The 25,887-nt window shown below is 71.2% G+C and carries 19 protein-coding genes; 4 read left to right on the top strand and 15 right to left on the bottom strand.

Features of this window, described 5'->3' with window-relative positions:
- The first annotated feature begins 278 nt into the window (after positions 1-278).
- On the top strand, positions 279-1,766 hold the full coding sequence (locus tag JYJ93_RS05475) for a DUF4397 domain-containing protein (RefSeq protein ID WP_206787042.1): 1,488 nt from the start codon (positions 279-281) through the stop codon (positions 1,764-1,766).
- Between the two features lie 2 nt (positions 1,767-1,768).
- On the opposite strand, the gene JYJ93_RS05470 is transcribed toward JYJ93_RS05475, so the two are convergent.
- The 3 genes from JYJ93_RS05470 to JYJ93_RS05460 all read right to left on the bottom strand — a co-directional run bounded on the left by JYJ93_RS05470 (position 1,769) and on the right by JYJ93_RS05460 (position 7,085).
- Positions 1,769-2,431 (bottom strand): autotransporter outer membrane beta-barrel domain-containing protein, encoded by a 663-nt coding sequence (locus JYJ93_RS05470; RefSeq protein WP_206787041.1) that lies wholly within the window; start codon positions 2,429-2,431, stop codon positions 1,769-1,771.
- A gap of 161 nt (positions 2,432-2,592) precedes the next feature.
- Entirely contained in the window at positions 2,593-6,150 is a 3,558-nt protein-coding gene (locus JYJ93_RS40770) for a M1 family aminopeptidase (protein WP_206787040.1), read from the bottom strand.
- A 20-nt stretch (positions 6,151-6,170) separates the two neighbouring features.
- Positions 6,171-7,085: an ABC transporter ATP-binding protein gene (locus tag JYJ93_RS05460; protein WP_206787039.1), complete on the bottom strand. Its 915-nt coding sequence runs from the start codon at positions 7,083-7,085 to the stop codon at positions 6,171-6,173.
- A 108-nt stretch (positions 7,086-7,193) separates the two neighbouring features.
- On the opposite strand from JYJ93_RS05460, the gene JYJ93_RS05455 reads away from it, so the two are divergent.
- Positions 7,194-7,724: a hypothetical protein gene (locus JYJ93_RS05455; protein WP_206787038.1), complete on the top strand. Its 531-nt coding sequence runs from the start codon at positions 7,194-7,196 to the stop codon at positions 7,722-7,724.
- On the opposite strand, the gene JYJ93_RS05450 is transcribed toward JYJ93_RS05455, so the two are convergent.
- Positions 7,633-8,898, bottom strand: a complete 1,266-nt coding sequence (locus JYJ93_RS05450; RefSeq protein WP_206787037.1) for a GntR family transcriptional regulator — start codon at positions 8,896-8,898, stop codon at positions 7,633-7,635. The genes JYJ93_RS05455 and JYJ93_RS05450 overlap by 92 nt on opposite strands.
- A gap of 1,010 nt (positions 8,899-9,908) precedes the next feature.
- Between JYJ93_RS05450 and JYJ93_RS05445 the strand changes: the two genes are divergently transcribed.
- The gene (locus tag JYJ93_RS05445) at positions 9,909-11,087 is read left to right on the top strand and encodes an acyltransferase (protein WP_206787036.1); all 1,179 of its coding nucleotides are present in this window, start codon (positions 9,909-9,911) and stop codon (positions 11,085-11,087) included.
- Between the two features lie 4 nt (positions 11,088-11,091).
- Here JYJ93_RS05445 and JYJ93_RS05440 read toward each other — a convergent pair whose 3' ends face one another.
- The 9 genes from JYJ93_RS05440 to ureA form a co-directional block, all read right to left on the bottom strand.
- Entirely contained in the window at positions 11,092-12,669 is a 1,578-nt protein-coding gene (locus tag JYJ93_RS05440) for a response regulator (RefSeq protein ID WP_206787035.1), read from the bottom strand.
- Between the two features lie 183 nt (positions 12,670-12,852).
- Entirely contained in the window at positions 12,853-13,218 is a 366-nt protein-coding gene (locus JYJ93_RS05435) for a VOC family protein (RefSeq protein ID WP_206787033.1), read from the bottom strand.
- Positions 13,219-13,251: 33 nt separating this feature from the next.
- Positions 13,252-14,025 (bottom strand): helix-turn-helix domain-containing protein, encoded by a 774-nt coding sequence (locus JYJ93_RS05430; RefSeq protein ID WP_206787031.1) that lies wholly within the window; start codon positions 14,023-14,025, stop codon positions 13,252-13,254.
- Positions 14,025-16,502, bottom strand: coding sequence for a sensor histidine kinase (locus JYJ93_RS05425; RefSeq protein ID WP_269012864.1), 2,478 nt, complete (start codon positions 16,500-16,502; stop codon positions 14,025-14,027). The genes JYJ93_RS05430 and JYJ93_RS05425 overlap by 1 nt, the downstream gene beginning before the upstream one ends.
- Positions 16,503-16,573: 71 nt before the next feature.
- Positions 16,574-19,051 carry a sensor histidine kinase gene (locus JYJ93_RS05420; protein WP_269012865.1) on the bottom strand — a complete coding sequence of 826 codons (2,478 nt, stop codon included), beginning with the start codon at positions 19,049-19,051 and terminating at the stop codon, positions 16,574-16,576.
- A gap of 73 nt (positions 19,052-19,124) precedes the next feature.
- The gene (gene ureG / locus JYJ93_RS05415) at positions 19,125-19,841 is read right to left on the bottom strand and encodes an urease accessory protein UreG (RefSeq protein ID WP_206787029.1); all 717 of its coding nucleotides are present in this window, start codon (positions 19,839-19,841) and stop codon (positions 19,125-19,127) included.
- A gap of 26 nt (positions 19,842-19,867) precedes the next feature.
- On the bottom strand, positions 19,868-20,530 hold the full coding sequence (locus JYJ93_RS05410) for an urease accessory UreF family protein (protein ID WP_206787028.1): 663 nt from the start codon (positions 20,528-20,530) through the stop codon (positions 19,868-19,870).
- Positions 20,531-20,544: 14 nt separating this feature from the next.
- Entirely contained in the window at positions 20,545-22,260 is a 1,716-nt protein-coding gene (gene ureC / locus JYJ93_RS05405) for an urease subunit alpha (RefSeq protein WP_206787027.1), read from the bottom strand.
- Positions 22,257-23,042, bottom strand: a complete 786-nt coding sequence (gene ureA / locus JYJ93_RS05400; RefSeq protein WP_206787026.1) for an urease subunit gamma — start codon at positions 23,040-23,042, stop codon at positions 22,257-22,259. The genes ureC and ureA overlap by 4 nt, the downstream gene beginning before the upstream one ends.
- 123 nt (positions 23,043-23,165) lie before the next feature.
- Here ureA and JYJ93_RS05395 point away from each other — a divergent pair, with 123 nt between their 5' ends.
- Positions 23,166-24,383 carry a cell division protein ZapB gene (locus tag JYJ93_RS05395; RefSeq protein ID WP_206787025.1) on the top strand — a complete coding sequence of 406 codons (1,218 nt, stop codon included), beginning with the start codon at positions 23,166-23,168 and terminating at the stop codon, positions 24,381-24,383.
- Here JYJ93_RS05395 and JYJ93_RS05390 read toward each other — a convergent pair whose 3' ends face one another.
- Both JYJ93_RS05390 and JYJ93_RS05385 read right to left on the bottom strand, forming a co-directional pair.
- The gene (locus JYJ93_RS05390; protein WP_206787024.1) at positions 24,384-25,214 is read right to left on the bottom strand and encodes an urease accessory protein UreD; all 831 of its coding nucleotides are present in this window, start codon (positions 25,212-25,214) and stop codon (positions 24,384-24,386) included. It abuts the gene before it with no gap.
- A 38-nt stretch (positions 25,215-25,252) separates the two neighbouring features.
- The gene (locus JYJ93_RS05385; RefSeq protein ID WP_206787023.1) at positions 25,253-25,789 is read right to left on the bottom strand and encodes a hypothetical protein; all 537 of its coding nucleotides are present in this window, start codon (positions 25,787-25,789) and stop codon (positions 25,253-25,255) included.
- Between the last annotated feature and the right edge of the window lie 98 nt (positions 25,790-25,887).

Here is a 25,887-nt window from a genome sequence, read left to right as displayed (position 1 = left end):
GCATCCGCGCGCGATGACGCGTTTTGAACAGGGGATGGCCCGGGCGGCCGCCCTGCTCGATGCCGCGCCGCGGCGGCCAGTGATCGCACTCCGCGTCTTCACGAAAGCCTCCGCGCCCGTGATGCCCGGGACTTGCGACGTGCGCCGGTGCACAACGTCGCGGGCGGACAGTGGCCCTCGCGTGGGGGTTCGCCCGCGTGGGGGTGATGCCCACCCTTACCCCTGTCGACATCGGTGCCGAGCCGCGTCCGCGGCCCGCCGGAGAGGGGGACTTCGACATGGCCTGGATGCGGGGGAAGACACTGCTCGTCGTCGCGCTCACGTCGCTGGGGGTGTTCGCGCCCGCGTGCGGCGGCGGCTCGGCGGAGGACTCCAACACGCCTCCCACGCAGGACGGGCCGGTGCTCGTCCCGCCGACCCAGGCCCAGCTGCGCATCGTGCAGGCCGCGCCGGGCGCTCCCGCGATGGACGTCTACCTCGCGGGCGACCCCACGCCGGTGGCCCGGGCCGTGGCGTATGGCGCCACCACGGCCTACCTCACGCGTGACGCGGGCGCCGTCACCGTGGAGCTGCGGCCCACGGGCTCGGCGGCGGGCTCCGCGCCCGTCGTGTCCCAGCGGGTGGGCATGGAGGCCGGCACGCGCTGGACGGTGGTGACCGCGGGGGCCTTTGGCTCTCCGGACTCCAACGCGGCGATGCGCGCGCTGCTCTTGCGCGACAACACCGTCCCGGCCGACGGTGGCCAGACGCGCGTGCGCGTCGTCAACGCCGGCACGGACGCGCCGACGGTGGACGTGGACCTGGGCAATGACGGCTCGGTGGAGGTGGAGTCGCTCGCGCGCTTCCAGGACTCTGGCGAAGCGGCCCAGGTGCTGCCTTCAGGCACCGCGTTCCAGGTGGGCCTGCGCGCGGGCGGCCAGGCGCTGACGTCCTTCACCGTGCCCGCGGCCGGCTCTGGCACGGACACGCTCATCGTCGCCACCGGCCTGATGTCCGCCCCCGCGCGCGCGGGCGACGGCTTCTCGCTGCTCACCGCGGGCCGCGACGGCACGCTGGCCATCCTCCGGCAGAACCCCACGGTGTACGTGCTGCACGCGTCACCGGACGCGCCCGCGCTGGACCTCTTCGCCAGCGACCACGAGCTGGCCGGAGGCCTCTCCTACGGCGCGTTGTCCTCGCCGCTCCAGGTACCTCCGGGCGCGTACACGCTGGACTTCTTCGCCTCCGCGGCCGGGACGGAGCGTCCCATGAGCCCGCCGGTGGTGACGGCGACGACGCCCACGCTCGTCCCGGGCGAGCGCTACCTGATGGTCGCCGCGGGCTACCTCGCGCCGCCCCGGCCGGCGGCGTCCGCCTTCACGCTGTTGCCCCTCACGGACCGCTTCGCGAGCGACCCGTCCAACCTGCGCCTGCGCTGGGTGCACGCCGCGGCGGACACGCCCGCCGTGGACGTGGGCCCACTGGGCTCGGAGCGCCGAGTGCTGCCGGACGCGCCCTTCCTGGACGTGCCCTTCGCCTCCGCCACCGCGCAGGACGGCCTGCCGCTGCCTGCTGGTGGCACCGTCACGCTGGGCGTGGTGCCATCCAACGACGCCAACCGCGCGCCGCGCACGAGCTTCTCCGTGACGCCCCAGCCGGACACGCGCGTCTTCGCCGTCGCCACCGACACGCCCGGCGCCGCGCCCGGAAGCTGGGACCTCCAGCTGCTGTGGGTGGACACCACTCGCACGCCGTGGACCGTGAGCACCCGGGCGCACGGGCCCTGACCTCAGAAGGCCCAGCCCAGGTTGACCACGATGCGCTGGGTGAGGTTCCACGACGACTGGTGGACCGGCACCCACTCCGTCATGCCGCCCTCGCCCAGCCGGAGGGTGTCATAGGCGAGCACGTCGCGCCGGGCCCCGAGCCCCACGCCGCCCTGCACCGTGAAGCCGGGATCCACCACCACGGTGTAGCCCAGGACCGCCATGCCCCCCAGGGACCAGTTGTCCGTGTGTTGCTCCTCGGGCTCCGGGGTTCCGGAGAGGGCCCCCAGCGTCCAGTTGGAGCTCCGGCCCACGCCCACCTCCAGGCGCGGTGACAGCCACAGTCCTTCGGGGGCCCGGCCCGTCAGGTAGAAGCGCGCCGAGGGCGCCAGGCCGAACTGATAGAACGTGCGGTTGTAGCCCTCCCTCCCGGTGAGCGCCTCCTCCTCGAACCGCGTCCGGTCGTGGCTGAAGGTCGCGGACACGCCCAGCCCCACGGAGAAGCGCTCCCCCAGCACGCGCTCTCCCTCCAGCGACACCTGCCCCAGGCTCTGGAGGGGGATGGACACCGTCACCACGTTGCGCCGCTCCACCGGGAACGACCCCGTGGTGACGCCCTCCTCCGCGAACGCCGCCGCCGACACGAACACCCACGACACACCCAGCACCCACTTCATCGCGACCATGTGATGAACCCCGTCATGAAGCCGGACCCCCAAGGTCCGTCATGCGGAGGACACCCATCGCAATCGATGTGCCAGCCTGCTCACAGAGGGAGCACCGCGACGGTGACGTCTGACAGCGTGACAACGTGTCCCCGGCACGAAGGGACACGCATGTCACCGTGTCACGGCGGCGAGAGCTTCGCCTGGGCCTGCTCGCGGCGCAGCTGGAGCACGCGCACGTCCGGATCCACCAGCAACCGCTCCGGTTCGAACTCCGAGCGCAGCGTCACCTGCACGGCCTCACCGGCCCCGGGCTCCACGCGCGTCACGGCCGCCGCGGTCCCCAGGGGCGCGGCGGACTCCCCGGCCTTCGTCACCGTCACCTCCACCGGCATGCGGCCCGTGCCCACGTTCGTCACCGTCGCCGTGGTCACCCACTGGCCGCCGTCCTTCGTCACGCGCGCGTCGGTGACGCGGTACTCGGGCACCACGACCTCGAAGAAGGCCTGCCGGGTGAAGCGGTCGAACGCCTCGGGGGATGGCGCGAACGGGCGCATCACCGCGATGAAGTCCTGCAGCACCGGATGGTCGGCGTTGTTCATGGAGTGCTTCAGGAAGGCCTGGAGCCCCGCGTGCATCGCGTCGCGGCCCATCAGGTCCTCCAGCATCCAGAACGTCCAGCCGCCCTTCTCGTAGAGGACCACGGTGTCGCCGTCGCGCGAGCCGTCCAGCTTCACCAGCGGCTGCTCCGCGTCCACGCGCCGGCCCTTGCCGTAGCGCTCCTCCATGCGCTTCGCGGTCTGCCGGCGGGCCTCCTGCCCATCCAACTGCTCGATGAGCTTCAGGGCCGAGTAGTGCGACATGCCCTCCGACAGCACGTTGCCGCCGGGCCCCTTGCCGGGGATGAGCAGGTTGCCCCACCACTGGTGCGCGGCCTCGTGCGCGGTGACGAGCAGCACCGCGTTCGACTCCGGCGTCGTGCGCGTGAGGAACCCGATGGACTCCGAGAACGTGATGTCCGTGGGGAAGCCCTGCGCGTAGTTGTCCAGGCCGGCGAACTCGGACAGCTTCAGCTCCGCCCAGGGGAACGGGTGGAACCACTCCGAGTAGTACCGGCGCGCCGCCTCCAGCCCCCGCATCATCTCCGGCACGTTGTAGCCGTGCGCGGGGTCGTGGAACACCACCGTGCCCGCGCCGTCCACGCGGGTCCACCTCCCCGCGATGACGTTGAAGAAGCTCACCGGGTAATCGCTGCGCCACACGGTGGTGCGCCGGCCGTCCTTCACCGAGTCGCTCTCGCGCACGCCCACGGAGTTGAGCGTGTAGGCCTCCGGGCCGCTCACGCGGATCCGGAACGGGAACGGCATGTTGCTGCCCCAGGCGGACTCCGTCGGCCCTTCGTAGAAGTCATCCGGGTACACGCGCGGCTCGTACTTGTTCTCCTTCGGGTCGATGCCACGCTCCTCCTCGTAGCCCACCACCGGCGCGAACGTGGTCGTCTCGCTGGTGAGCACCGCGCCGGACGGGAGGATGAACTCCTTGAACGCGCCGCCCGCGCGGGACACGCCCGCCGGCACGTGGCCCGCGTACTGGAAGCCCACCGTCACCTTCGCGCCGGGGGGCAGCGGCGTGGCTGGCGTGAAGACATACAGCCCGGCGCGGTCCTCCGGCGTCACGTCCTTCCCGTCCAGCGTCCAGCGCACGTCCGTCCAGCTGTCGCCGCCGCTCAAGGCGAAGCGCGGCAGCGCCACGGCGTGCCGGTTCATCAGCGTGTACGTGCCCTTCATGCGGAAGGCGCTCGCCTCCGGCTCCAGGTCCACGTCCAGGTCCACGTCCGCCAGCATGGGCTGCGGCGCGTCCTTCCACGTGGCCAGGTTCTTCTGCCAGTACTCCTTCGCGCGCTTCTTCGCCGCCGCGCCCTGGTGGCCCTGCGACACGAGGATGCCCAGCCACGCCAGCGCCACCACCGGCACCGCCAGATACGGAGAGAGCCGCCACAGCCCGCGCCCGAGGCCCGAGGGCTTCAGTCCCTCCAGCGTCGTCACCGGGTCGCGGACACGGCGGCCGTCCAGGCGCACCGCCAGCGCCGTGAAGAAGACGGCCCCGCCCAGCGCGGCCACGCGGTTGAGCACCAGCGCGGCGCGGTCCACCTGGAAGGCGCCCAGGTCGGTCCACCGGACCGCGTCCCACAGGGGCCAGTTCGTCACCCAGGTGAGGTCGCCTCGCACGGCGACGTAGCCGGTGAGGCCCAGCGCGGCCAGGGCCAGCGCGTAGGTGCCGAAGCGGCCGCCCGTCACCGCGCGCGCGGCCAGGATGAAGCCCGTCCACAGGAGGAAGGTGGGGAACAGCAACAGCCCCCACACCAGGACATACGGCGTCAGCGACAGCGGCACCGTGCCCTGGGACACCTGCACCAGCGTGCCCGCGAGCGCCATGGCCGTGAGCAGCGCCACCGCCACCAAGCTGTTCGCCAGCGCCTTGCCCAGCAGCACCGACAGCGTGCGCACCGGCGTCGCGTCGTGGATGGGCGCGAAGTGGGAGGCCTGCTCGCGCTCCAGCGACTCCACCACGTAGAACATCAACAACAGACACACGAGCACGGACGCCTGCCCCATCGTCTGCACCGCGAAGCGGCCGGGCACCAGCAGCACGCGCGTGTCGAAGGGGCCCACCGCCGTGTACCCCTGAGACACCATCTGGAACACCAGGAGCGGCAGGAACAGGTAGAGCCCCGGCTGCGACAAGAGGCCCCGCCCTTCCGCGCGCGTCACCGTCCACAGCCCCGTCCAGAAGCCCGGCGGACGCACGCCCATGCGCAGCGCGGACAGCGGGGCCTCCGCGTGCGACAGCGCCACCTGCGCGGGAGGCGCGTCGATGACCGCGCCCTTGCGAGGGGTCTTCGTGCGCACCTCGCCCCGGAGCGCGCGGCGGAAGTGGCGTTCGCTCCAGGCCACCGCGCCCAGGCCCAGGGCCATGAGCACGAAGCGGCTGGTGACGAAGAGGGCGTCCAGGCCCACGGGCTGCGTGTTGTAGAAGTCCACGCCCCGGTCCACCTTGATCCACGTCTCCGTGAGCCACCGGAAGCCGCCGGGGTCCAGCGCCATCAGGAACCGGTTCACGCGCGGATCCAGCCAGCCGGGGGACCAATCCCAGAGGAAGAACGCGCAGAGGAAGAACAGCCCCACCGGCAGGAAGTACACCGGCACCGCGCGGCGCGTGCGCTCGCCCGTGGCGAAGGCCGCGCCCGCCATGAAGACGATGAGCGGCAGGCCGAACCACACCGCGCCGCCCACGTAGTTCCCCCACGCGAAGGGCCCGCGGAACTCCGCGTCCGCGCCCGCCGGGACGACGTGGTGGAAGAAGACGAGCAGCCCCATCATCCACCCGAGCGCCAGCACATACGCGCCCAGCACGCCCGCGAACTTGCCCCACACGTACTCCGCGGGCGTCAGCGGCGAGGTGTGCAGGATGGGCTGCACGCGGGCCTCGTCGTCGGAGATGACGGACATGCCCGCGCCCACGGACACGAAGAAGGTGAACAGCATGAAGGTGAGCAGCAGCACCGTCTGCGCGACAGCGAAGGCGCTGGTGATCCACGCCTTCTTGCCGCCCACCTCCGTGCTGCCCGCGTCGATGGTGACGTTGCCGGAGGACACGCCCCACACCACCAGCACCAGCAGCACGAGCAGCACCCAGAACAAGGGGCGCCGTGTCTGGTGGCGCCACTCGGTGCGCGCCACACGCCATAGCCGGGCCGCGTTCACGCGCCCACCGCCGGGGCGGACGCTGGAGCCTTGGACTCGGGCGCGTCCTTCATCAGGAGGAGGTAGGCGTCCTCCAGCGTGGGCGGCGTGCGCTCGAAGCCCGGGGGCACGGGCGTGCCCGGGGCGGCGTGGATGCGCACGCGGTTCTTGCCCTCGAAGAGCACGGCCTGGGTGACGCGCCAGGCCTGCTGGAAGGCGGCCATGTCGGCCGGGGGGACGGTGCCCTCGAAGAGGGTGTCCTGGAGGGCGGCCTTCGCCTCGGTGGGGCTGGTGATGGCCATCACGCGGCCGTGGCGGATGACGGCGAAGCGGGGACAGAGCATGGCCACGTCCTCCACGATGTGCGTGGACAGGAGCACCGTGCGCTCATGGGCCATCTCCGCGAGCAGCCGGTAGAAGCGCTGTCGCTCCTCGGGGTCCAGGCCCGCGGTGGGCTCGTCCACGATGAGGAGCTTCGGATCGCCGGCCAGCGCCTGCGCGATTCCCAGCCGCTGCCGCATGCCGCCGGAGTACTCCTTCACCTTGCGCTTCGCCGCGAAGGTGAGGTTCACGCGCTCCAGCAGCTGGGCGCACAGGGCCTTCAGCCCCTGCGGCGCGGTGACGCCCTTGAGCTCCAGCAGATAGCGCAGCATGTCCTGGCCGGAGAGGTACGGATAGAAGCCGAACTCCTGTGGCAGGTAGCCCAGGTGCGGGCGCAGCGCCTCCGGGTGGCGCACGAGGTCCAGGCCGTCGAGCGTCACCTCGCCAGAGGTCGGCTCCAGCAGGCCGGAGAGGATCTTCATCAGCGTGGACTTGCCCGCGCCGTTGGGCCCGAGCAGCCCGAACATCCCCTTGGGGACCTCCAGGTCCACGCCACGAAGGGCCGTCACCGGGCCCGGATACACCTTCACCAGGTTGCGCAGGCTGAGCATGTGGCCCGTTCTACGCCGGAGCCCGGGGCTCCATTTCCAGCTTCGTGCACGAAAGGGCACACCGTGCGTTCAGGAGCGCACTCGCGCGGTGTGTTAGACGGCCAGGGCATGAACCTTCGACCTGTCTGTCTTTCCCTCGTGGTGGGCGCCTTTGCAGTCCTGGGCTGCTCGGGTCCGACCTATCTCCACGGCAAGGCCCTGGAGCAGAACGAGTACCGGGGCTACGGCGAGTACCTGCCCGATCGCGACCGCGAGGTGCTCACCCAGGCGGCGGCGGTGAAGGACGTGGCATCGGTCATCTTCCTGCAGGAGACGTTGCCGGAGGGCATCGAGATGACCTCCCACCTGCTCCAGGTGAAGGACGGGTATTCGCACCAGTTGCTGGGCAAGCTGGCCTTCAGCCGGGGGCAGGTGGACTCCAAGCAGGAGCTCATCGCGCACGTGAGGAAGGTGGCGCTGGCGGCGGGAGGCGACGCGGCCGTCGGCATCTTCCTGCTCACGCCGGCCAGCGACTACTCCCAGGCGCAGGCGGTGGAGGCGGTCATCCTCAAGCTGGACCCGCGCGTGCGCGCGAAGCTGCGTCCGGAAGAGGCGACGGTGAAAGGTGCGTCGGCATCCCCCGGCACCGAGCATCTCTAAGCAGGTCATCTGAAGCGCATGAACACGGGGCGGGTCGTCCCAGGGAGTGCGCAATGGACCGCCAGAGACGGGTCACCCACCGCCTGAGGCGGCCATGAGGTGCACCGCCCGCCATGCCCGTGTGTCCATGGGCGGGGGTGGGTGATGGCTCGGGAACCCCGGCGGCGGCTGGAGACAACGACACGCCGCTACCGGGCTGAGGGGCCGCAACTGGAAAGCAGGAGGCAACCCCAAGCACCTGAGAGCCCTCAGAGGCTGACGCGACACCGCCGAAACCGCGCTCCTCGTCCAAGGGCCGTGCCTCCAGCCCATTCTCCTGCCCGATGACTTGCACCGGCTCGCCGAGAGGGCTCTCCGGGACGCAAGGCCGTGCCCCCAGCGCATCGTCCGGCGCGATGGCTGCCACAGGGGTACTGAGAAGGTCCTCCTGGGAGCATGGAGCCGCGGGAGACACAGGCTCCGTGGGGAGGGGAGCGAAGGCATTCAGCACCAGCTCATCGCAAGCCTTCATCAGCGCCGGCAGCTCGTGCTGAAGCGCCTGCACGTTGCGCTCCGAAAGGGCTTCACTCGCGCAGGTGGCCCATTTGCGCAGCGCCTCTCCCCCCAGGAGCGGCAGCAGTTGGGCGGCACCTCCCAGGAACGCCCGCTGCAGGGACTGAACGAGGAGCACATGTCCGGGACGGTCCGCCACCCGGGCCGCCAGCCGCAGCAACTCGAACTCCACGTGGGCGCAGGCGGCTCCCGGCTCCCAGCGCGCCGCGTTCCAGAGCTGGAAGCACAAGCCCCCCAGCCGGTCCAGGTCGAGGTCCGAAGCCTTCGCGCAGCAGTCGACCAGCAACTCCACCAGCACCTGCCGCCTGAGGCTGAAGTAGCCCTCCAGCAGCCACCGGGCATGCGGGGAGCGCACGTCATGTAGCGCCAACCCCAGGTTCTCCAGCATCAGCGACTCATCCAGCGCCACTGCGCGAGTCCTGCGTCCGGGGCGCTGAACCACGAGGCCTCGAGCCGCCAGCCGCCGCAGGGCTTCGCGGATGGTGCCCCGGCTCACCCCATAACGCTGCGCCAGCTTCGCTTCGGGACCGAATTGCCCGCTCGGGTGCAGTCGTCCCAACGCGATGTCGCGCTCGATTTGCGCCTCCACATAAGCCACGAGCCCTCCCCGTTCCATCCCCATCCCCTCCTCGTTTCAGCATCGCCATCCAACCACAGGGGTCTGACATGGACGTGCGGCCCCACCAGCCTCATTGCCAGCCAGGAGGTCGCCCTCCAGCCCCGGGCGGCGAAAACCTGTCCGACTGTCGGACAAGTTCGCGAGGCCCGATGCGGCGAAAACCCGTCCGACAGTCGGACAGGTTTTTGGACTGCGCGCCCGGCGGGCGGCCCTGGTCGTGGATCCGTCCTGCTGTCCGCACACGCACGACATCGCGGCCGACCGCTGAGATCCGACAGGTGCGAGACCTCGGCTCTACATGGCGAGAGCCTGTCCGACTGTCGGACAGGTTTTTGGACTGCGCGCCCGGAGGGGCCGATGCCCGTGGATCCGTATCGCATCCCACTCACGCACGGCATCGCGACCAACCACTGAGAGCCGAACGGCGTACGACCCTGGCTCCACATAGTGCGAACCTGTCCGACTGTCGGACAGGTTTCTGGATTGCTCGCCCGGAAGGGACCTCTGCCCGTGTTCCCTCATTGCCGTCCGCGCATCCACGGCGTCGCGGTTCACTGCCGTGGTCCGACAAGCGCGTGACCTCGGATTCATGGGGTCCGGACTTGTCCGAGTGTCGGACAGGTTTCTGGACTGCGCGCCCGGCAGGGGTGCTGTCCGTGGTCCCTTGTTTCCGTCCGCTCACGACCTACCATCTCGGTTCACTGCTTTGCTTCGCGATGCGTGCGCCCTCGCGGCAGGCCCACCTCGTTGACTGGCGGGCCCGTGCGGCTGGCGGCCTCTTGCGGGAAAACCTGTCCGACTGTCGGACAGGTTTTTGGACTGCGCGTCCGGCGGGCGGGCCTGTCCAGTGTCTTCGCGTCTCCGGCGGCTCGAAGCCTTCCTCGCGGTCCTTCGTGCGAGCTTTACGGTACGCGTCCTCGCGCGGGACTTCCGGTTGTGGATGGGGTTGAGCAGGTCCATGGCACCGGGCCTGATTGAGGGGCGCGCTCGGGCCTGCGAGACTCGTGGCCCTCATGGCTTCTTCCCGGCAGCACCTGGAGGCACTCACCGGGCTGCGGTTCCTCGCGACCGCGCACGTCGTCGCCTACCACGTGTATCACCTGGTCTTCACCGGCACGGAGGCGCCGCCGGGGCTGCATGGGCTGCTCGACAGCGGGTACGTGAGCATCGGCTTCTTCTTCGTCCTGTCGGGCTTCATCCTTGGCTACAACCACCTGGAGCGGCCGCCAGACACGTACGAAGCACGCAAGGCGTTCTGGGTGGACCGCTTCGCGCGCATCTATCCCGTCTATGCGTTGGGCCTGGCGCTCGACGCGCCCGCGTACCTCAAGGGGCTGCGCGACACGTGGGCGGTGGATCCCTGGAGGGGGATGGAGCACGCGGAGGCGCTGGTGGTCACGCCGCTGCTGCTCCAGAGCTGGACGCCGTGGACCGCGATGGCGTGGAACGGCTCGGGCTGGTCGGTGGCGGTGGGGGCGTTCTTCTACGCCGCCTTCCCCTTCCTGGCCGGGAGGCTGGGCCTGCTGGGGCCGAAGGCGCTCGTGGTGGGCGCGGCGGTGGCGTATGGCGCCTCGATGGTGTTCCCGGCCCTCTACATGGTGGTGGATCCGGACCACACCGGGGGCACCGCGTCCGCTTACAACTCCGGCCCGTGGATGCTGGCGCTGCGCTTCAACCCGCTGGCGCGGCTGCCGGAGTTCATCCTGGGCATCCTCGCGGCGCGCTTCCTCCTGCTGCGGGACGGCGCGGAGCAACGCTCGTGTCCGGTGGCGCTGGCGGTGGTGTGCGTGGGCGTCATCGCGGCGCTCGCGGTGAGCACGGCGCTGCCCTTCCCGCTGCTGCACAACGGGCTGCTGGCGCCGGTGTTCGCGGCGCTGTTCCTCCTGCTGTCGCGGAGCCAGGGCGCCGTGGCGCGGGTGCTGGCTTCACGGCCGCTGCGCCTGCTGGGGGAGGCGAGCCACGCGCTCTTCCTCCTGCACATGCCGGTGTTGTTCGCCTGGAAGTCCGTGCTCAAGCGGCTGGGTGAGCCGCCCACGTCCGCCTGGGCGGTGGTGGCGTTCATCGTGGGCTCGGTGGGCTTGAGCGTGCTCACGCATGCGCGCGTGGAGAAGCCCGCCCGGGCATGGATCCGCGACCGGTGGGCGAGGCGAGGCACGGAGCAGCCCGCGGCCGGCCTCCAGCCCCGGGCGTGAAGTCCTACGCGCTCTTCGCCTGGAACCTGCGGCGTGTGCCTCGCTTCACGGGCCCCAGCTGCGCGAGCACCCGGCCGATCTCCACCAACTCCACGGGCTTGACCAGATGCAGGTCGAAGCCCGCCTTCTCGCTGCGGGCCCGGTCCCCCGGCGTCCCATAGCCCGTGAGCGCGATGAGGTGCGCGTCCGACGCCACGCGCCCGCGCAGCTCCTGCGCCACCTGATAGCCGTCCAGGCCCGGCAGGCCGATGTCCAGGATGATGACGTCGTAGGTGCCAGGGGTCGCCATGGCGAGCGCCTCCGGGCCGTCCGAGGCGACCTCGACGGTGTGGCCCCACAGCTGGAGCATCTCGCGCAAGCCCTCGCGCGCGTCGGGGTTGTCGTCGACCAGGAGGATGCGCCACTCGCCCCGGCGGGACTCGATGCGCTCCACGGTGGCCTCCGGCCTCACGTCGTCCGTGAGTAGCGGCAGCGTGATGGTGAAGGTGCTCCCCTCGCCCGGCCCCGCGCTGAAGACCTCCACCTGGCCGCCGTGTTCGGTCACGAGGTGGCGCACCAGCGTCAGGCCAATGCCCAGTCCGCCCCGGCTGCGCGCGAGGCCCGCGTTCAGCTGCGCGAAGAGCTCGAAGATGTGCTCCTGGTCCTCCGGCCGCAGGCCGATGCCGGTGTCCTGCACGGAGACGCGCACGCGGGAGTCCCCGGCCACGTGGGCGCCCACGGTGATGACGCCGCCCTCGGGTGAGTACTTGGAGGCGTTGTCGAGCAAATTGGTGAAGACCTGCTCCAGGCGCGTCCGGTCGCCGTCCACCCAGCAGGGCTCGGTGGGGAGGGCCTCCCGCAGGATGAGTCCGCGCTCCTCCATCACGGGCCGCGCGGCGGCGAGCGCGTGCTGCAACACGGTGTTGAGGTCCAGCCGGCCGCGGCGCAGGGCGTACTTGCCGCGCGTGATGCGGCTGACGTCGAGCAGGTCGTCCACCAGGTGGCGCAGGTGGCTCACCTGCCGTTCGATGATGTCGCGGCGGCGCGCGTCGGCCTCGGACAGGCCGTTCGAGTCCTTCTGCCCGAGCATCTGCACCGCGACGGAGATGGCGGCCAGCGGGTTGCGCAGCTCGTGGGCGAGCATGGCGAGGAACTCGTCCTTCTTGCGGTCGGCCTCCTCCAGGCGGGCGGCGTTCGCCAGGGCCTCGCGCTCCACGCGCCGCAGGCGCAGGACGCTGTTGACGGTGGCGATGAGCTCCTCGGGGTCGAACGGCTGGGTGAGGTAGACGTCCGCGCCGGCGCGCAGGCCCGCGACCTTCTTCTCCGCGGTGATGAAGGTGGCGGAGGTGTGGATGATGGCGATCTCGCGGGTGCGCGGGTCTTCCTTCAGGCGCCGGCACACGTCGTAGCCGCTCATGTCGGGAAGCTTCACGTCGAGCACGATGACGTCGGGGCGCGAATCGAAGGCGACCCGCAGGGCCTCCCCTCCGGTGACCGCCTCCAGCACGTGGTAGCCCGCCTGGCGCAGCGAGAAGCTCCCCAGATAGAGGCTCGCGGGTGTGTCGTTGACGTGGAGGACGGTGGCGTTGATGGTAGCGAGCACGGGCGACGTTCCCAGGGAGGAGCCAGCCCGGTTCTACCGCGCGCCGGGAACTCAAGCGATCCGGGATCACTCCGCGCCCCCTCCCGCCCGCGCACCGCCCGTCCCGGGAGGACCGGGAGTGTTGGGACCGCGACAGCTCGCGGGAACCGTGGCACTCCCCGCCCTTACGGTGGCTTCACCGCATCAAGGCTCCGTCCATACCGCCAGCTCGTTGCCCGTGGGGTCGGTGAAGTGGAAGCGCTTGCCGCCGGGGAAGGAGAACGTGTCCTTCACGATGCGCCCTCCGGCCTCGCGCACCTTCGCCAGCGTCGCGTCCAGGTCCTTCGAATACAGCACCAGCAACGCGCCGCCCTTCGACACTTCCCGCTCCTTGTCGAAGCCTCCGTTCAGCCGCCCGTCCATGAAGCTCGTGTAGTCCGGGCCGTAGTCCTCGAACCTCCAGCCGAACACGGCGCCGTAGAAGCGCTTCGCCTCCGCGATGTCCTTCGTGGGCAGCTCGATGTAGTCGATGCGGTGGTGCTGCTCGGCCTGCTGGGGTGCGGTGGACAAGGGATGCCTCCTCGAAGTGGGAACATCCCCACCTTACGCACCCGCCCCGTCCTGCGATTGGACGAATCCGACCTCCGCCTGCTCGCGCACGTACGCCCCTGGCGTCAGCCCCGTCAGCGCCCGGAATTCCCGCACCTGGTGCGCCTGGTCGTAGTACCCCGCCGCCAGCGCCCACTCCGCGCCCTCCAGCTCCCGCGACAGCGCCACCGCGTGCTGCATCCTCGCGATGCGGCACAGCACCTTCGGCGACAGCCCCACCGCCGCATGGAAGCGCCGCTCCACCTGCCGCGCCCCCACCCCCATCACCTCCTCCAGTGAACGCACCGGCACCTGGCCCCTCGCCCCCAGGATGAGGTCCACCGCGTGCCGCACCCCCACGTCCCCCTCCTTCCCGGGCAGCCGGCCCAGCAGCAGCCGCTCCAGCAGGGCGAAGCGCGCCGCCGTCCCCACCACCGCGCCCAGCCGCTCCCGCCACTCGCGCGCCTCGCGCGGCCAGAGGTCCCCCAGCGCCACCTTCGCGTCCGTCAATTCCAGCAGGGGCAGCCGCAGGAATGGCTGCGCGCCCCCGGGCCGGAAGCGCACCGCGACGAAGGACGCATGCGCGGACAACGGCACCACCTCCGCCGTCCGCATCGCGCCCACGATGCGCGGCCCCGCCCCGTCCGTCAGGTCCACCAGGATGTCCAGGCACCCATCCGGCAGCACCCGGTGCACTCCCACCGGCGCCGCGCCGGACAGCTCCAGCGCCCAGTAGCACTGGACGTACGGCGCCAGCGCCGCGCAGGGGCTTGCCTCCACGTAGCGCATCAGGCCGCGTCCGCGACGGCCGCGCGGGGCAGCCACACAGTGAAGCAGGTGCCCTTCCCCGGCCCCTCGCTGCGAGCCTGGATGCGGCCTCCGTGGCGCTCCACGATTTCGCGGCAGATGGCCAGGCCCAGGCCCAGGCCCCCGGCGTAGTGCTCGGCCGCGTTGCGCGCGCGGAAGAAGGGCGTGAAGAGCTGCGGCAGGCTCTCCCCTGGAATGCCGATGCCCCGGTCCTCCACGTCCATCCGCACCTGCCCGTCCTCCTCGCGTATCCGCACGGACACCGGCGTCCCCGGCGGTGAATAGCGCAGGGCGTTCTCCACCAGGTTCGTCAGCAGTTGATCCAACCGCGGCTCGTCCCACCGGCCCACCAGGGGCCCCTCCGGGACGTCCAGGGACAACAAGCCCTCGCGCTCCGGGCGCGTGGACTGGATGCGCTCCATCACCTCGCGCGCCAACGCCGTCAGGTCCATGGGCGCCACCGTCAGCGCGAATCTCCCGGACTGCAACCGCGACACGTCCAGCATGTCGCCAATCAGCCGCGTCAGCCGGTCCACCTGCCGCGTCAGCCGATCGAAGGTGGCGCGCTGCCGCTCCGGCGTCAGCCCCACGCCGGACTCCGACTGGCGGATGAGCAGGTCCAGGGTCGCCTTCAAGGGCGTCAGCGGCGTGCGCAATTCGTGGCTCGCCATGGAGAGGAACTGGTCCCGGATGGCGATGGCCTCGCGCAGCTCCTTCTGCGTCCGGTCGATGCGCGCCGCCATGTCGTTGAAGCCGTCCGCCAGCTGCGCGACCTCGTCGTCGCCCCGGGCCTGCACCCGCTGCTCGCGGGCGGGCGTGCCCAGCGCGGCGAAGCCGTCCCGCAGCGTCTCCAGCCGCTGAGCCACGTCCCGCCCCACCCACTGCGACAGGAGCAGCGAGATGGCCCCCGCGAGCGCCGCGATGGCCACCACCCACGCCCCCATGCGCGTCACCGGGGCGAAGGCTTCCCGCAGCCGCGCCGTCACCACCACCGTCCACTCGGTGTCCGGCACCTGCGCGTGCGCCACCAGCAGGCGGTGCCCGGGCTCATCGAACGTCTCCCGCACGCCCTCCGGCGCCGCCAGCGCGTCCGGGGGCAGCAGCCCCAGCACCGGCGCCCGCGTGAGCACGCCGCCGCGGTCCGTATCGCGCAGCAGGATGCCGTCGCGCCGGTCGAACAGCTCCACGTGGTAGCTGCGCGAGGCCAGCGTCGACTGGAGGCCCAGCCGCCGCAGGGACAGCCCGCCCACCAGCACCGCGCGCTGGCCGCCGCCCAGGTCCACCCGCGTGGAGAAGACGATGAAGGGCAGCTCCGCGCGGGTGAGGAAGGGCCGCGACACCCACACCGTGTCGCCGCCGTTCAGCGCCTGCTGGAAGTACTCCCGGCTCGCGTAGTTGCCGGTGAAGCGGTTGGGCCGCGTGGAGGGCGCCAGGGTCTCCCCGCTGGCGTCCAGCAGCCACGCCGCGTCGAACAGGCCGGTGTCGACCAGCAGGTCCACCCGCTCGGACATCTCCTTGCGGTCCCCGGTGCGCACCGCCTCGATGAAGCCCGGGTCCCGGCTCTGCGAGCGCAGGAGCGCGCGCGCCATGGCGGACGTCTGCTCCAGCCATGCGGTCTCCGCCAGCACCGCCTGCCGCGCCTTGTCGCGCAGCTCCGCGGTGATGGCCCGCTGGGCCACGTAGGACGTCACGGCTCCCACGCCCAGGATGGGCAGCACCGACGCCAGGGCCATGCCACGGAACAGCCGCCAGCGCACGCCGGACAGGGCCGGGACTTCTCGCATCCTCCACAACAACAGACAGGACAGGGACAGCACCGCGTACACGCCCATCCCGGCCCAGGAGCGCCGCGACCCCAGCGCGAGCGTCATGTTCAGGAACAGGACGCTCAAGCTGCCCGCGGCGATGCGGCAGGCCTTTTCGTGGCCGCGCCACAGCCCCACCGCCAGCAGGGCCCCCGTCGCCAGGAAGGCGCCGCCCATCAGCCGGATGGACGGCCCGAACGCCAGCAGCGACAGGCGGATGAAGCTGTCGGGGATGAGGACCATCAACCCGCCGAAGCTCAGCGCCACGCAGGCGATGAGCGCCGACAAGAGGCCCCGCTCCTGGAAGCGGCGGGTCCGCTCCAGCAGTAGGAAGCCCGCCAGCAGCGGGTACAGGACGAAGCCCGTGAGGCCCCCGGGCAGCACGGTGGCGGCCCACCAGTAGAAGGCCACCGCGGCCAGGAAGAGCGCCCGGCCCAGCCACCCCACGAGCGGAGGCCAGGTGGGGTAGAGCCGCGAGGCGAGCATCGCCGCGGCCCCCACCAGGAACAGGCTGCCGAGCGGGCGGACGTACGGGTAGATGACCTGGAAGATGGCGGCCCCGAACTCGTAGGGCACGAAGACCATCGTGGTGCCCACGACGAGCCCGAACGCCGCCGCGAACCACTCCACCCGTGCGCGCTCCAGGATGCTCACGAGGTCAGAGTACACAACCGGGGCGGGAGCGCACGGTCCGGTTGTCACCGCCGCACGCCCCCTGTCGTGTATCAGGCCGCTTCCGCGACAGCCGAGCGGGGCAGCCACACCGTGAAGCACGTTCCCTTGCCTGGCCCATCACTCCGCGCGCCGATGCGGCCCCCGTGGCGCTCCACGATTTCGCGGCAGATGGCCAGGCCCAATCCCAGGCCCCCGGCGTAGTGCTCGGCCGCGTTGCGCGCCCGGAAGAAGGGCGTGAAGAGCTGCGGCAGGCTCTCCCCTGGAATGCCAATGCCCCGGTCCTCCACCTCCATCCGCACCCCGTCCGGCTCCTCGCGCACCCGCAGGACCACCGGCGTCCCCGGCGGCGAATAGCGCAGGGCGTTCTCCACCAGGTTCGTGACGAGTTGCTCCAGTCGCTGCTCGTCCCACTGGCCCATGAGCGGCCCGTCCGGGACGTCCAGGGACAACAAGCCCTCGCGCTCCGGGCGCGTGGACTGGATGCGCTCCACCACCTCGCGCGCCAGCGCCACCACGTCCATGGGCGCCACCGTCAGCGTGAAGCGCCCGGACTGCAACCGCGACACGTCCAGCATGTCGCCAATCAGCCGCGTCAGCCGGTCCACCTGCCGGTTCAGCCGGGCGATGGTGTCCCGCTGCCGCTCCGGGTTCATCCCCTGCCCGGCCCCGAGCTGGCGGATGAGCAGGTCCAGCGTCGCCTTCAAGGGCGTCAGCGGCGTGCGCAACTCGTGGCTCGCCATGGACAGGAACTGGTCCCGGATGGCGATGGCCTCGCGCAGCTCCTTCTGCGTCCGGTCGATGCGCGCCGCCATGTCGTTGAAGCCCAGGGTGAGCTGGGCAATCTCATCATCGCCCCGCGCCTGCACGCGCTGCTCCACCGACGGCGTGCCCAGCACGGCGAAGCCGTCCCGCAGCGTCTCCAGCCGCTGTGCCACGTCCCGCCCCACCCACTGCGACAGCAGCAGCGAGATGGCCCCCGCGAGCACCGCGATGGCCACCACCCACGCCCCCATGCGCGTCACCGGCGCGAAGGCCTCCCGCAGCCGCGCCGTCACCACCACCGTCCACGGCGTGCCCTCCACCGACGCATGCGCCACCACCACCCGGCGCCCCGTGTCGTCGAACACCTCCAGGAGCCCCTCCCGCGTCAGCGCGTCCGGCCCGACCAGGTCCAGCACCGGCGCCCGGGTGAGCACGTTTCCCCGCTCCGTCTCACGCAGGAGGCTGCCATCGCGGCGGTCGAAGATTTCCATGTGGTAGCCGGGCGTCGCGAGCGCCGGCTGCAACCCCAGCCGCTTCAGCGACAGCGCGCCCACCAGGAAGGCGCGCCGGCCCGCGCCCAGGTTCATGGGCACCGTGAACACGACGAAGGGCAGGTTCGCGAGAGAGAGGAAGGGCCGCGACAGCAGCACCTGGGCGCCGCCCTTCAGCGCGTCCTGGAAGTAGGCCCGGTACCCGACGTTGCCGCTCACCCAGTCGAGCCTTGCGGAGGGCATCAGCGTGTCGCCGGATTCATCCAGCAACCAGACCGCGTCGAACAGGCCCGACTGGCTCTCCAGCAGCTCCAGCCGCTCCCGCATGCCCTCGCGGTTCCCCTCGCGTACCAGGGCGATGAAGCCCGGCCCCTGGCTGTACACGCGCAACATCGAGCTCGCCATGGTGGCCGTCTGCTCCAGCCACGCGGTCTCCACGGTCACCGCCTGCCGCGCCTTGCCGTGCAGCTCCGTCTCCAGGGCCTTCTGCGCCAGGAACGACGCCACCGCGCCCACGCCCAGGATGGGCAGCATCGACGCCAGCGCCATGCCGCGGAACAGCCGCCAGCGCACCCCCACCAGGGCCGGCCACCGGCGCCCGCCCGCCAGGAGCGCGCACACCAGCGCCATCACGGCATACACGCTCATCCCCGACCACGAGCGCCGCGACACCACCGCGATCACCATGTGCAGGAACAAGAGCGACAGGCCCCCCAGGGCCACCCGGCACGGGAGCGGCTCGCGGCGCCACATCCCCACCGCGAGCAGCGCCCCCATCAGCAGGAAGAGGACCCCCACCCACCGGACGTAGGACCCCAGCGACGCCAGGGCGAAGCGCACGAAGTCCTGGGGCGCCCAGAGCATCAGCGGCCCGAAGGACACCGCCACACAGGCCAGGAACACCCACAGCAGGCCCTGTCCCCGGCGCAGGGTGCGCCGCTCCAAGACGAGCAGGGCCATCAGGAACAGGTAGACGACGGTGCCCGTGAGGCTGACGGGCAGGACGCAGACCGCCCACCAGTAGACCGCGATCGCGGACAGCATCAACGCGCGCCCCACCTGTCCCACGAAGGCGGGCCAGGCCGGATACATCAACGCGATGAGCATCAGCCCCGCGCCGACGAGGAACAGGCTCCCCAGCAGCCGGATGTGCGGATAGATGTATTGGAAGAGGACGGAGCCGAACTCGTAGGGCACGAACACCATCGACGTGCCCACCATGAGCCCCACCGCCGCCGCGAACCACTCCACCCGAGCCCGCTGCAGGATTTCCACGGCGCGCACCCTGACACAACCCGCCCCCATGTGCCGGCGCGGGTGCCGGATGAAGACACCCTTCGTCCAGTGCTTAGCGCCGCCGCCAGGCGTCGAGCAGGTGGCCCACCACCGCGTCCACGCCGACATCCCGGGTGACCTGCGTGAAGACGAAGGGCCCCTCGCCGCGCATCTTCCGGGCGTCGCGCTCCATCACGCCCAGGTCCGCTCCCACGTGCGGCGCGAGGTCCGTCTTGTTGATGATCAAAAGGTCCGACTGCGTAATACCGGGTCCGCCCTTGCGAGGCACCTTGTCCCCGCCCGCCACGTCGATGACGTAGACGGTGTAGTCCGCCAGCTCGCGGCTGTACTGCGCGGCCAGGTTGTCACCGCCGCTCTCCACGATGAGCAGCTCCGGGTGCAGCTCCTCCATCAACTGCTCCAGCGCGAGCAGGTTGTGGCTGATGTCCTCGCGGATGGCGGCGTGGGGGCAGCCGCCCGTCTCCACCGCCTTGATGCGCTCCGGGGACAGGGCCTGGTTGCGCACCAGGAACTCCGCGTCCTCCTTGGTGAAGATGTCGTTGGTCACCACGCCCAGGCGGTACTGGTCGCGCAGCTTCTTGCACAGGGCCAGCACCAGCGCCGTCTTGCCACTGCCCACCGGCCCGCCAATGCCCACCGTGAAGGCCCGCTGCGAGTAGTCACGCCGGTGCGGCTTGTCGCGCGCGTCGAAGTGGCCCGGGTGGTCCCAGTCCTCGTGCGTGTGCTCGTGCCCGTCCTGCCCATGGCCGCGGTGGTCGTCGTCGTGCATGTCGCGCTCCCTCTTCGTGTCTGGTTTCAGGACAGGAACAGCCTGGAATACAGCCGGTCGTGCGTGGCGCCCACCAGGTCCCACAGCGGCGCGGGCTGGGCCAGGTCCTCCACGCCCAATGCCTTGCATTGCTCCAGGACGGCCTCCAGCAGCGGCGTGGCCGCGTGCTGCACCTGGTGGGACTCATGCGTGCCGATGACGCCCATGCGCACGCCCGCGGACAGCGCGCCCCGCAGGGTGAGCGACAGGAAGAGGCGCAGGGCATCCTCCTCCTCCACGTCCAGCGCGCGCAGCACCGCGCCGAACGCGGGCGCGTGATGGAACTTCACGCCGGCCGCGCGGGCCGCCTCGCGCACGGGCCCCACGGCGTCCGGGAAGATGCGCGCGCAGGTGTCCAGGAAGGCCCGCCCTTGCGTGCGGCTGGCCCGGTTCGCGACGTGGTTGGTGAGGAACGCGTCCGCTCGCGCGTCCAGCGCCGGCAGTGAAGCGGGCTCGCGCCACGCCGCGCCCACCAGCGGCAGGCCGCCCAGCCCCGCCTGCCACACCAGCGCCTCCACGAAGCGCCGCACGTCCCCCGGGCCGCGCACCTCGCCCGCCTGCACCGCGGCCTCCAGCCCCCCCGAGTGCGCGAAGCCCCCCGTGGGAAAGCCCGAGTCCGCCAGCTGCAACACCCTCCAGCCGGAAGCCATGGCGCGCGCCCCTTTCAGAACAGCGAGTAGCGCTGTGCAAGAGGCAGCCAGGTGGCGGGCTCGCAGCGCAAGAGCTCCCCGTCCGCGCGGACCTCGTACGTCTCCGGGTCCACCGTGATGGCGGGCAGCGCGTCGTTGAGGCGCATGTCCTTCTTGCCCAGCGCGCGGCAGCCCACCACCGCGGACAGCCGCTTGGTGAGCCCCAGGCCCTGCACGGTGCCCTCCCGCAGCGCGCGCCCGGACACGAAGGCGAGGCTGGTGGAGCCTCGCGCCCTGCCTCGCGCGCCGAACATGGGGCGCATGAGGTACGGCTGGGGCGTGGGGATGGACGCGTTCGCGTCCCCCATCTGCCCCCACGCGATGAAGCCGCCCTTGATGACCAGCTCCGGCTTCGCGCCGAAGAAGGCGGGCCGCCACAGCACCAGGTCCGCGAGCTTGCCTGGCTCCACGGAGCCGACTTCATGGGACAGCCCGTGGGCGATGGCCGGGTTGATGGTGTACTTCGCCACGTAGCGGCGGATGCGCAGGTTGTCGTTGTCCCCCTGCTCGCCGGGGAGCCGTCCGCGCTGCTCGCGCATCTTGTGCGCCGTCTGCCACGTGCGGGTGATGACCTCGCCCACGCGGCCCATGGCCTGGCTGTCGGAGGCCATCATGCTGATGGCGCCCAGGTCGTGGAGGATGTCCTCCGCGGCGATGGTCTCTCCGCGGATGCGGCTCTCCGCGAAGGCCACGTCCTCCGGAATATCGCGGTCCAGGTGGTGACACACCATGAGCATGTCCAGGTGCTCATCCAGCGTGTTCACCGTGTACGGCCGCGTGGGGTTGGTGGAGCTGGGCAGCACGTTGGGCGCGCCGCACACGCGGATGATGTCCGGCGCGTGCCCGCCGCCCGCGCCCTCCGAGTGGTACGTGTGGATGGTGCGGCCCTTGAACGCCGCCAGCGAGTCATCCACGGAGCCGGATTCGTTGAGCGTGTCCGTGTGGATGGTGACCTGCACGTCCTCCGCGTCCGCCAGCGTGAGGCACGTGTCGATGGCCGCGGGCGTGGTGCCCCAGTCCTCGTGCAGCTTGAGTCCAATGGCGCCCGCGCGCACCTGGTCCAGCAGGCCCTCCGGCAGGGACGTGTTGCCCTTGCCGGTGAGGCCGATGTTCAGGGGGAGCGTGTCCGTGGCCTCCAGCATGCGCGCCAGGTTCCACGCGCCCGGCGTGCAGGTGGTGGCGTTGGTGCCGGTGGCCGGGCCGGTGCCGCCGCCCACCCAGGTGGTGATGCCGCTGGCGATGGCCTCGTCCGCCTGCTGCGGGCTGATGAAGTGGATGTGCGTGTCCAGGCCGCCCGCGGTGAGGATGAGCCCTTCCCCCGCGATGACCTCCGTGGTGACGCCCACCACCAGGCCCGGCGTGACGCCCGCCATGACGTCCGGGTTGCCCGCCTTGCCGATAGCGGAGATGCGCCCCGCCTTGATGCCCACGTCCGCCTTGAAGATGCCCGTCCAGTCCACCACCAGCGCGTTGGTGATGACGCAGTCGAGCGCGTCCGCGTCGCCCACGCCCGCGCGCTGGCCCATGCCTTCGCGCAGCACCTTGCCGCCGCCGAACTTGCACTCGTCGCCGTAGACGGTGGCGTCGCGCTCCACCTGGAGCCACAGGCCGGTGTCCCCCAGCCGCACCCGGTCCCCCGTGGTGGGGCCGAACATGTCCGCGTAGTGACGCCTGTTCAGCTTGCGGCTCATGAGCGGCCCTCCTCTTCGCGTTCTTCCTCGTGACCGAAGCCCCGGGCGCGCACGGCCTCCAGCAGGCGCTCACGGCCTTCGTCGGACACCTTGCCGCTGCCCAGCGCGTTGCCGCCGCGCACCACCTGCTCGCCCGCGATGGGGACCAGCGGCACCGTCTTCACCTCGCCGGGCTCGAAGCGCACCGCCGTGCCCGCGGGGATGTCCAGCCGGTGGCCGTAGGCGCGGCCCCGGTCGAACACCAGCGCGCGGTTCACTTCCGCGAACGCGTAGTGGCTGCCCACCTGGATGGGCCGGTCGCCCCGGTGCGTGACGCGCAGGGTGATGGCCTTTCGGCCCGCGTTGAGCTCCAGCGCGCCCTCCGCCGCGCGCACCTGCCCGGGCGCGCCTTCCGGCGACGCGGCGGGCACGGTGAAGCGCTCCAGCGGCGGCACCGGCAGGAAGCTGCCGTAGAGGGCCAGCGACAGGTCTCCGTGCTCCGCCACCACCGGGTGGTGCACGGTGACGAGCTTGGTGCCGTCCGGGAAGGTGCCCTCCACCTGCACCTCCGCCAACATCTCCGGCACGCCGTCCATCACCTGCGCGCGCCCCAGGAACCGGCGCCCCAGGTCCATCAGCTCCGCCACGCTCCTGCCGTCACGGATGTACTCCAGCAACTGCGTGGCGATGAGCGCCACCGCCTCCGGGTAGTTGAGGCGCAGGCCTCGCGCCAATCGCTTCTGGGCGACGACGCCCGCCTGGTGCAAGAGCAGCTTGTCCACGTCACGGGGGGACAGATGCATGGGTCCGACTCCCTCGGTTCCTACCGGGTGCGGGATGCGCCGACCCGACAGACCCTAGCGCGACGCGTCAGCGTGGGCCAGGATGGGGGCCCCTCGCGCCGTTCTCCCCCTCTGGAGTCCCCCATGAAGAGCTTCAAGGCCGGCTTCCCCAAGACGCCCAAGGCGCCTCCCGCTCCGCCGAAGACGACGAACACGGTGGCCCAGCCGACCTTCTCGAAGCCGGACGCGACGGCCGCGAAGCCGACGACGCCCACCGCCTCGCCGGCTGTCTCCCGGCCGACGACGCCCACCGGGACGACGCCCCAGGGGGACGCGTTCAAGCCGACCGGCAGCCCCCAGGCCTCGTCGTCGTCGCGCCCGAACATCGACGCGAACTCGCTCCAGGGGCCGCAGCTCCCGTCGCCCAACCTCTCCGAGAGCGACATCGCGGACCTGGCCCTGGGCCGCACGCCGGGCAAGGGCAAGGCCGTGGCGCCGCGCCCTGAAATCCAGAAGCTGGTCGAGGAGATGAAGCTGGGGAACCCGGGCGCGGAGGTGCTGCGCTACACGGACCAGGGCGGCCACCCGATGCTGAAGCAGCCGGGCCTGCCCGCGGGCACGGACGCGGGCGTGTGCAGCGCGATGACCTCCGAGTGGATCCGCACCGGCAAGGAGGCCGGCGGTGACCCGATGAAGGGCTCGCAGGCGTTCGGCAAGCTGACGGACAACCACTTCGGCAAGCTCATCGACAAGCAGCACGCGGAGCACCTGCAGGGCGACGCCCTCACGAAGCTCAACGGCGCGCATATGGATGACATCTCCAAGCTCCAGGGCCGCGTGGAGCAGCTCCAGGGCAAGAAGGCGCAGCGTCAGGAGATCAACGAGCTGCTCACCGACCCGAGCCTCTCGCCAGCGCAGCGCCAGGGGCTGCAGGCGCAGCGCCACCAATTGACCCAGGAGCTCAAGCAGGGGCTGGCGCAGCTCAACCAGGACAAGGACGCCATCGCTCAGAAGCAGGAGTCCATCTCCCATCTGGTGGACGACTTCCGTACGGGCCGCGGCGGCGGCCACCCGGGCGTGAAGGTGCAGGACTTCGAGCCCATCAACCACGACACGTTCGCGCAGAAGCTGTACGACGGCACGAAGGAGAATGGCCACTACCGCATCGGCCTGCGCAAGTCGGGCGAGTCCGCGGAGGGCCACGTGCTGGGCCTGCACAAGACGGACGGCCCGAACCGCCTGCTGGACGCGAACACCGCCGAGTGGAAGACGAACAACCACAAGGACGCGGTCAACCTGACGGCGGAGCACATCAGCGAGCTGTACAAGGACTACAGCACGTTCGACATCACCCGCTATTAGTCACACCCGCCGGGCCCACGGGTCGTCGCCCAGCAGGCCCGGCAGGAAGGACAGCCAGTCCCGCGTGGTGCCGAGCAGCGTCTCCAGCGACACGGCCGCCACGCGCAAGAGCAGTCCGTCCTCGCCCAGGGGGCTGGCGGAGACCACCTCCCGGGCGCGCGGCTTCACCGGCAGGCCCGCCACGCGCGCGGCCAGGGCCTCCCGCGCGTCCTTCAGCGCGGGCCCCACCAGCAGCACGGACGCCAGCGCGTCGAAGCGGCCCAGCCGCTCCGGCAGCGCGCCGTGCGCGGGGTCCAGCACCCAGCGCTCATCCACCAGCGCCCGCCCTTCCCGAGCGACGCGCAGGCGGGACGCATAGTGCAGGAAGGCCCAGCGCTCGCCCCGGGCGCTGCGCCCCGCCGTCACCACGTCCATCAGCACCAGCGACGCGCCCTGCGACAGCGTCACATCCAACGTCTGTGAATAGCGGGCGCCGGTGAAGCACACGGTGGGGTCCGGCACCCACGCCAGCAGCGCATCCCGGCCCACGCGCGCGACCAGGTCGCTGCGGCAACCATTGGGCGAGCGGTAGACGCGGTTCGCCCCTTGCGTCGCGAGCAGCGCCGACGCGCCGTCCGCCACGTCCACCTCCAGCCGCAGGTGGTCCCCGTCCACCAGCCCGCCACCGAAGGAGCTGGTATAGGCCCACGCCGCGTGGCCGTGGTTGCGCGGCGTGAGCAACCGCAAGGGGCTGTGCGCCAGCGCGGTGCGCACCACGGTGCGAGGCCCCGAGCGCTCGAACGCGAGCCGCGCGACGCCCGCGCGCTCCGGGCCGGGAAGAGCGAAAGTCACCCTTCCCTTCTAGCACGGCGGGGCGGCAGGCTTGGTCCTCACGAGCCGCCCACCACCGTGAGCATCGCCGCGCCCGAGACGTCGGTCACCCCCTCGGGCGTGAAGCAGCCCAGCAGGTCCGTCTGGAGCAGCGTCAACGTGCGCTCGATGGTCGCGTTCTTGAACCGGCCTCCGGTGATCTTCCCGGTCAGCACGAGCACGAGCTGCCCCGTGGCCTTCACGTTGACCAGCGTCTGGCCGCTGGCGACGCTCTTCGTGCCGTCATTCCATGTGATGTCCAGTTGGGACGGCGTCGAGCCCAGGTTCAGCGAGCAGCTCAGGTTCGCCTTCGCGGTGGTGTGCACCTTCGCGGAGACGATTCCCGGCGTCAGGCTCACGCAGGGCCCCAGCACGGCGTCCGCGGTGACGTTCACCTGCTGGGGGACGTTGGTGATGCCGGGCTGGTAGTGCGTGGCCTCCGTGCCCAGCGGGCAGGTGATGAGGGTGGACTCCGCTCGCGCGGAGGTGCCCAGCAAGAGGAAGGCCCCTAACACCAGGGCCCACTTCGCATCGATTCGAGGGATGGGATTTCGCATGCGCTCCAGATGCGTCCGGGCCGGACACACCGGCACTGCCCCCGGGTCGCGAGCGGATCCGTCCCCGGTGCGGCGTAGCGCTTCGCGCTACAGCCACG

The organism is Corallococcus sp. NCSPR001 (assembly GCF_017309135.1).
Lineage (GTDB): Bacteria > Myxococcota > Myxococcia > Myxococcales > Myxococcaceae > Corallococcus.
The sequence above is the reverse complement of the archived record's forward strand: the minus strand, read 5'-3'. Positions and strand labels throughout refer to the sequence as shown.

Excerpts from the sequence above, each read along its gene's own strand:
- JYJ93_RS05455 (WP_206787038.1), top strand. The coding sequence starts at position 7,194 with ATGAACCTTCGACCTGTCTGTCTTTCCCTCGTGGTGGGCGCCTTTGCA.
- JYJ93_RS05475 (WP_206787042.1), top strand. The coding sequence starts at position 279 with ATGGCCTGGATGCGGGGGAAGACACTGCTCGTCGTCGCGCTCACGTCG.
- JYJ93_RS05395 (WP_206787025.1), top strand. The coding sequence starts at position 23,166 with ATGAAGAGCTTCAAGGCCGGCTTCCCCAAGACGCCCAAGGCGCCTCCC.
- ureA (WP_206787026.1), bottom strand. The coding sequence starts at position 23,042 with ATGCATCTGTCCCCCCGTGACGTGGACAAGCTGCTCTTGCACCAGGCG.
- JYJ93_RS05410 (WP_206787028.1), bottom strand. The coding sequence starts at position 20,530 with ATGGCTTCCGGCTGGAGGGTGTTGCAGCTGGCGGACTCGGGCTTTCCC.
- JYJ93_RS05470 (WP_206787041.1), bottom strand. The coding sequence starts at position 2,431 with ATGGTCGCGATGAAGTGGGTGCTGGGTGTGTCGTGGGTGTTCGTGTCG.
- JYJ93_RS05430 (WP_206787031.1), bottom strand. The coding sequence starts at position 14,025 with ATGCGCTACGTGGAGGCAAGCCCCTGCGCGGCGCTGGCGCCGTACGTC.
- JYJ93_RS05385 (WP_206787023.1), bottom strand. The coding sequence starts at position 25,789 with ATGCGAAATCCCATCCCTCGAATCGATGCGAAGTGGGCCCTGGTGTTA.
- JYJ93_RS05460 (WP_206787039.1), bottom strand. The coding sequence starts at position 7,085 with ATGCTCAGCCTGCGCAACCTGGTGAAGGTGTATCCGGGCCCGGTGACG.
- ureG (WP_206787029.1), bottom strand. The coding sequence starts at position 19,841 with ATGCACGACGACGACCACCGCGGCCATGGGCAGGACGGGCACGAGCAC.
- ureC (WP_206787027.1), bottom strand. The coding sequence starts at position 22,260 with ATGAGCCGCAAGCTGAACAGGCGTCACTACGCGGACATGTTCGGCCCC.
- JYJ93_RS05450 (WP_206787037.1), bottom strand. The coding sequence starts at position 8,898 with ATGGGGATGGAACGGGGAGGGCTCGTGGCTTATGTGGAGGCGCAAATC.
- JYJ93_RS05445 (WP_206787036.1), top strand. The coding sequence starts at position 9,909 with ATGGCTTCTTCCCGGCAGCACCTGGAGGCACTCACCGGGCTGCGGTTC.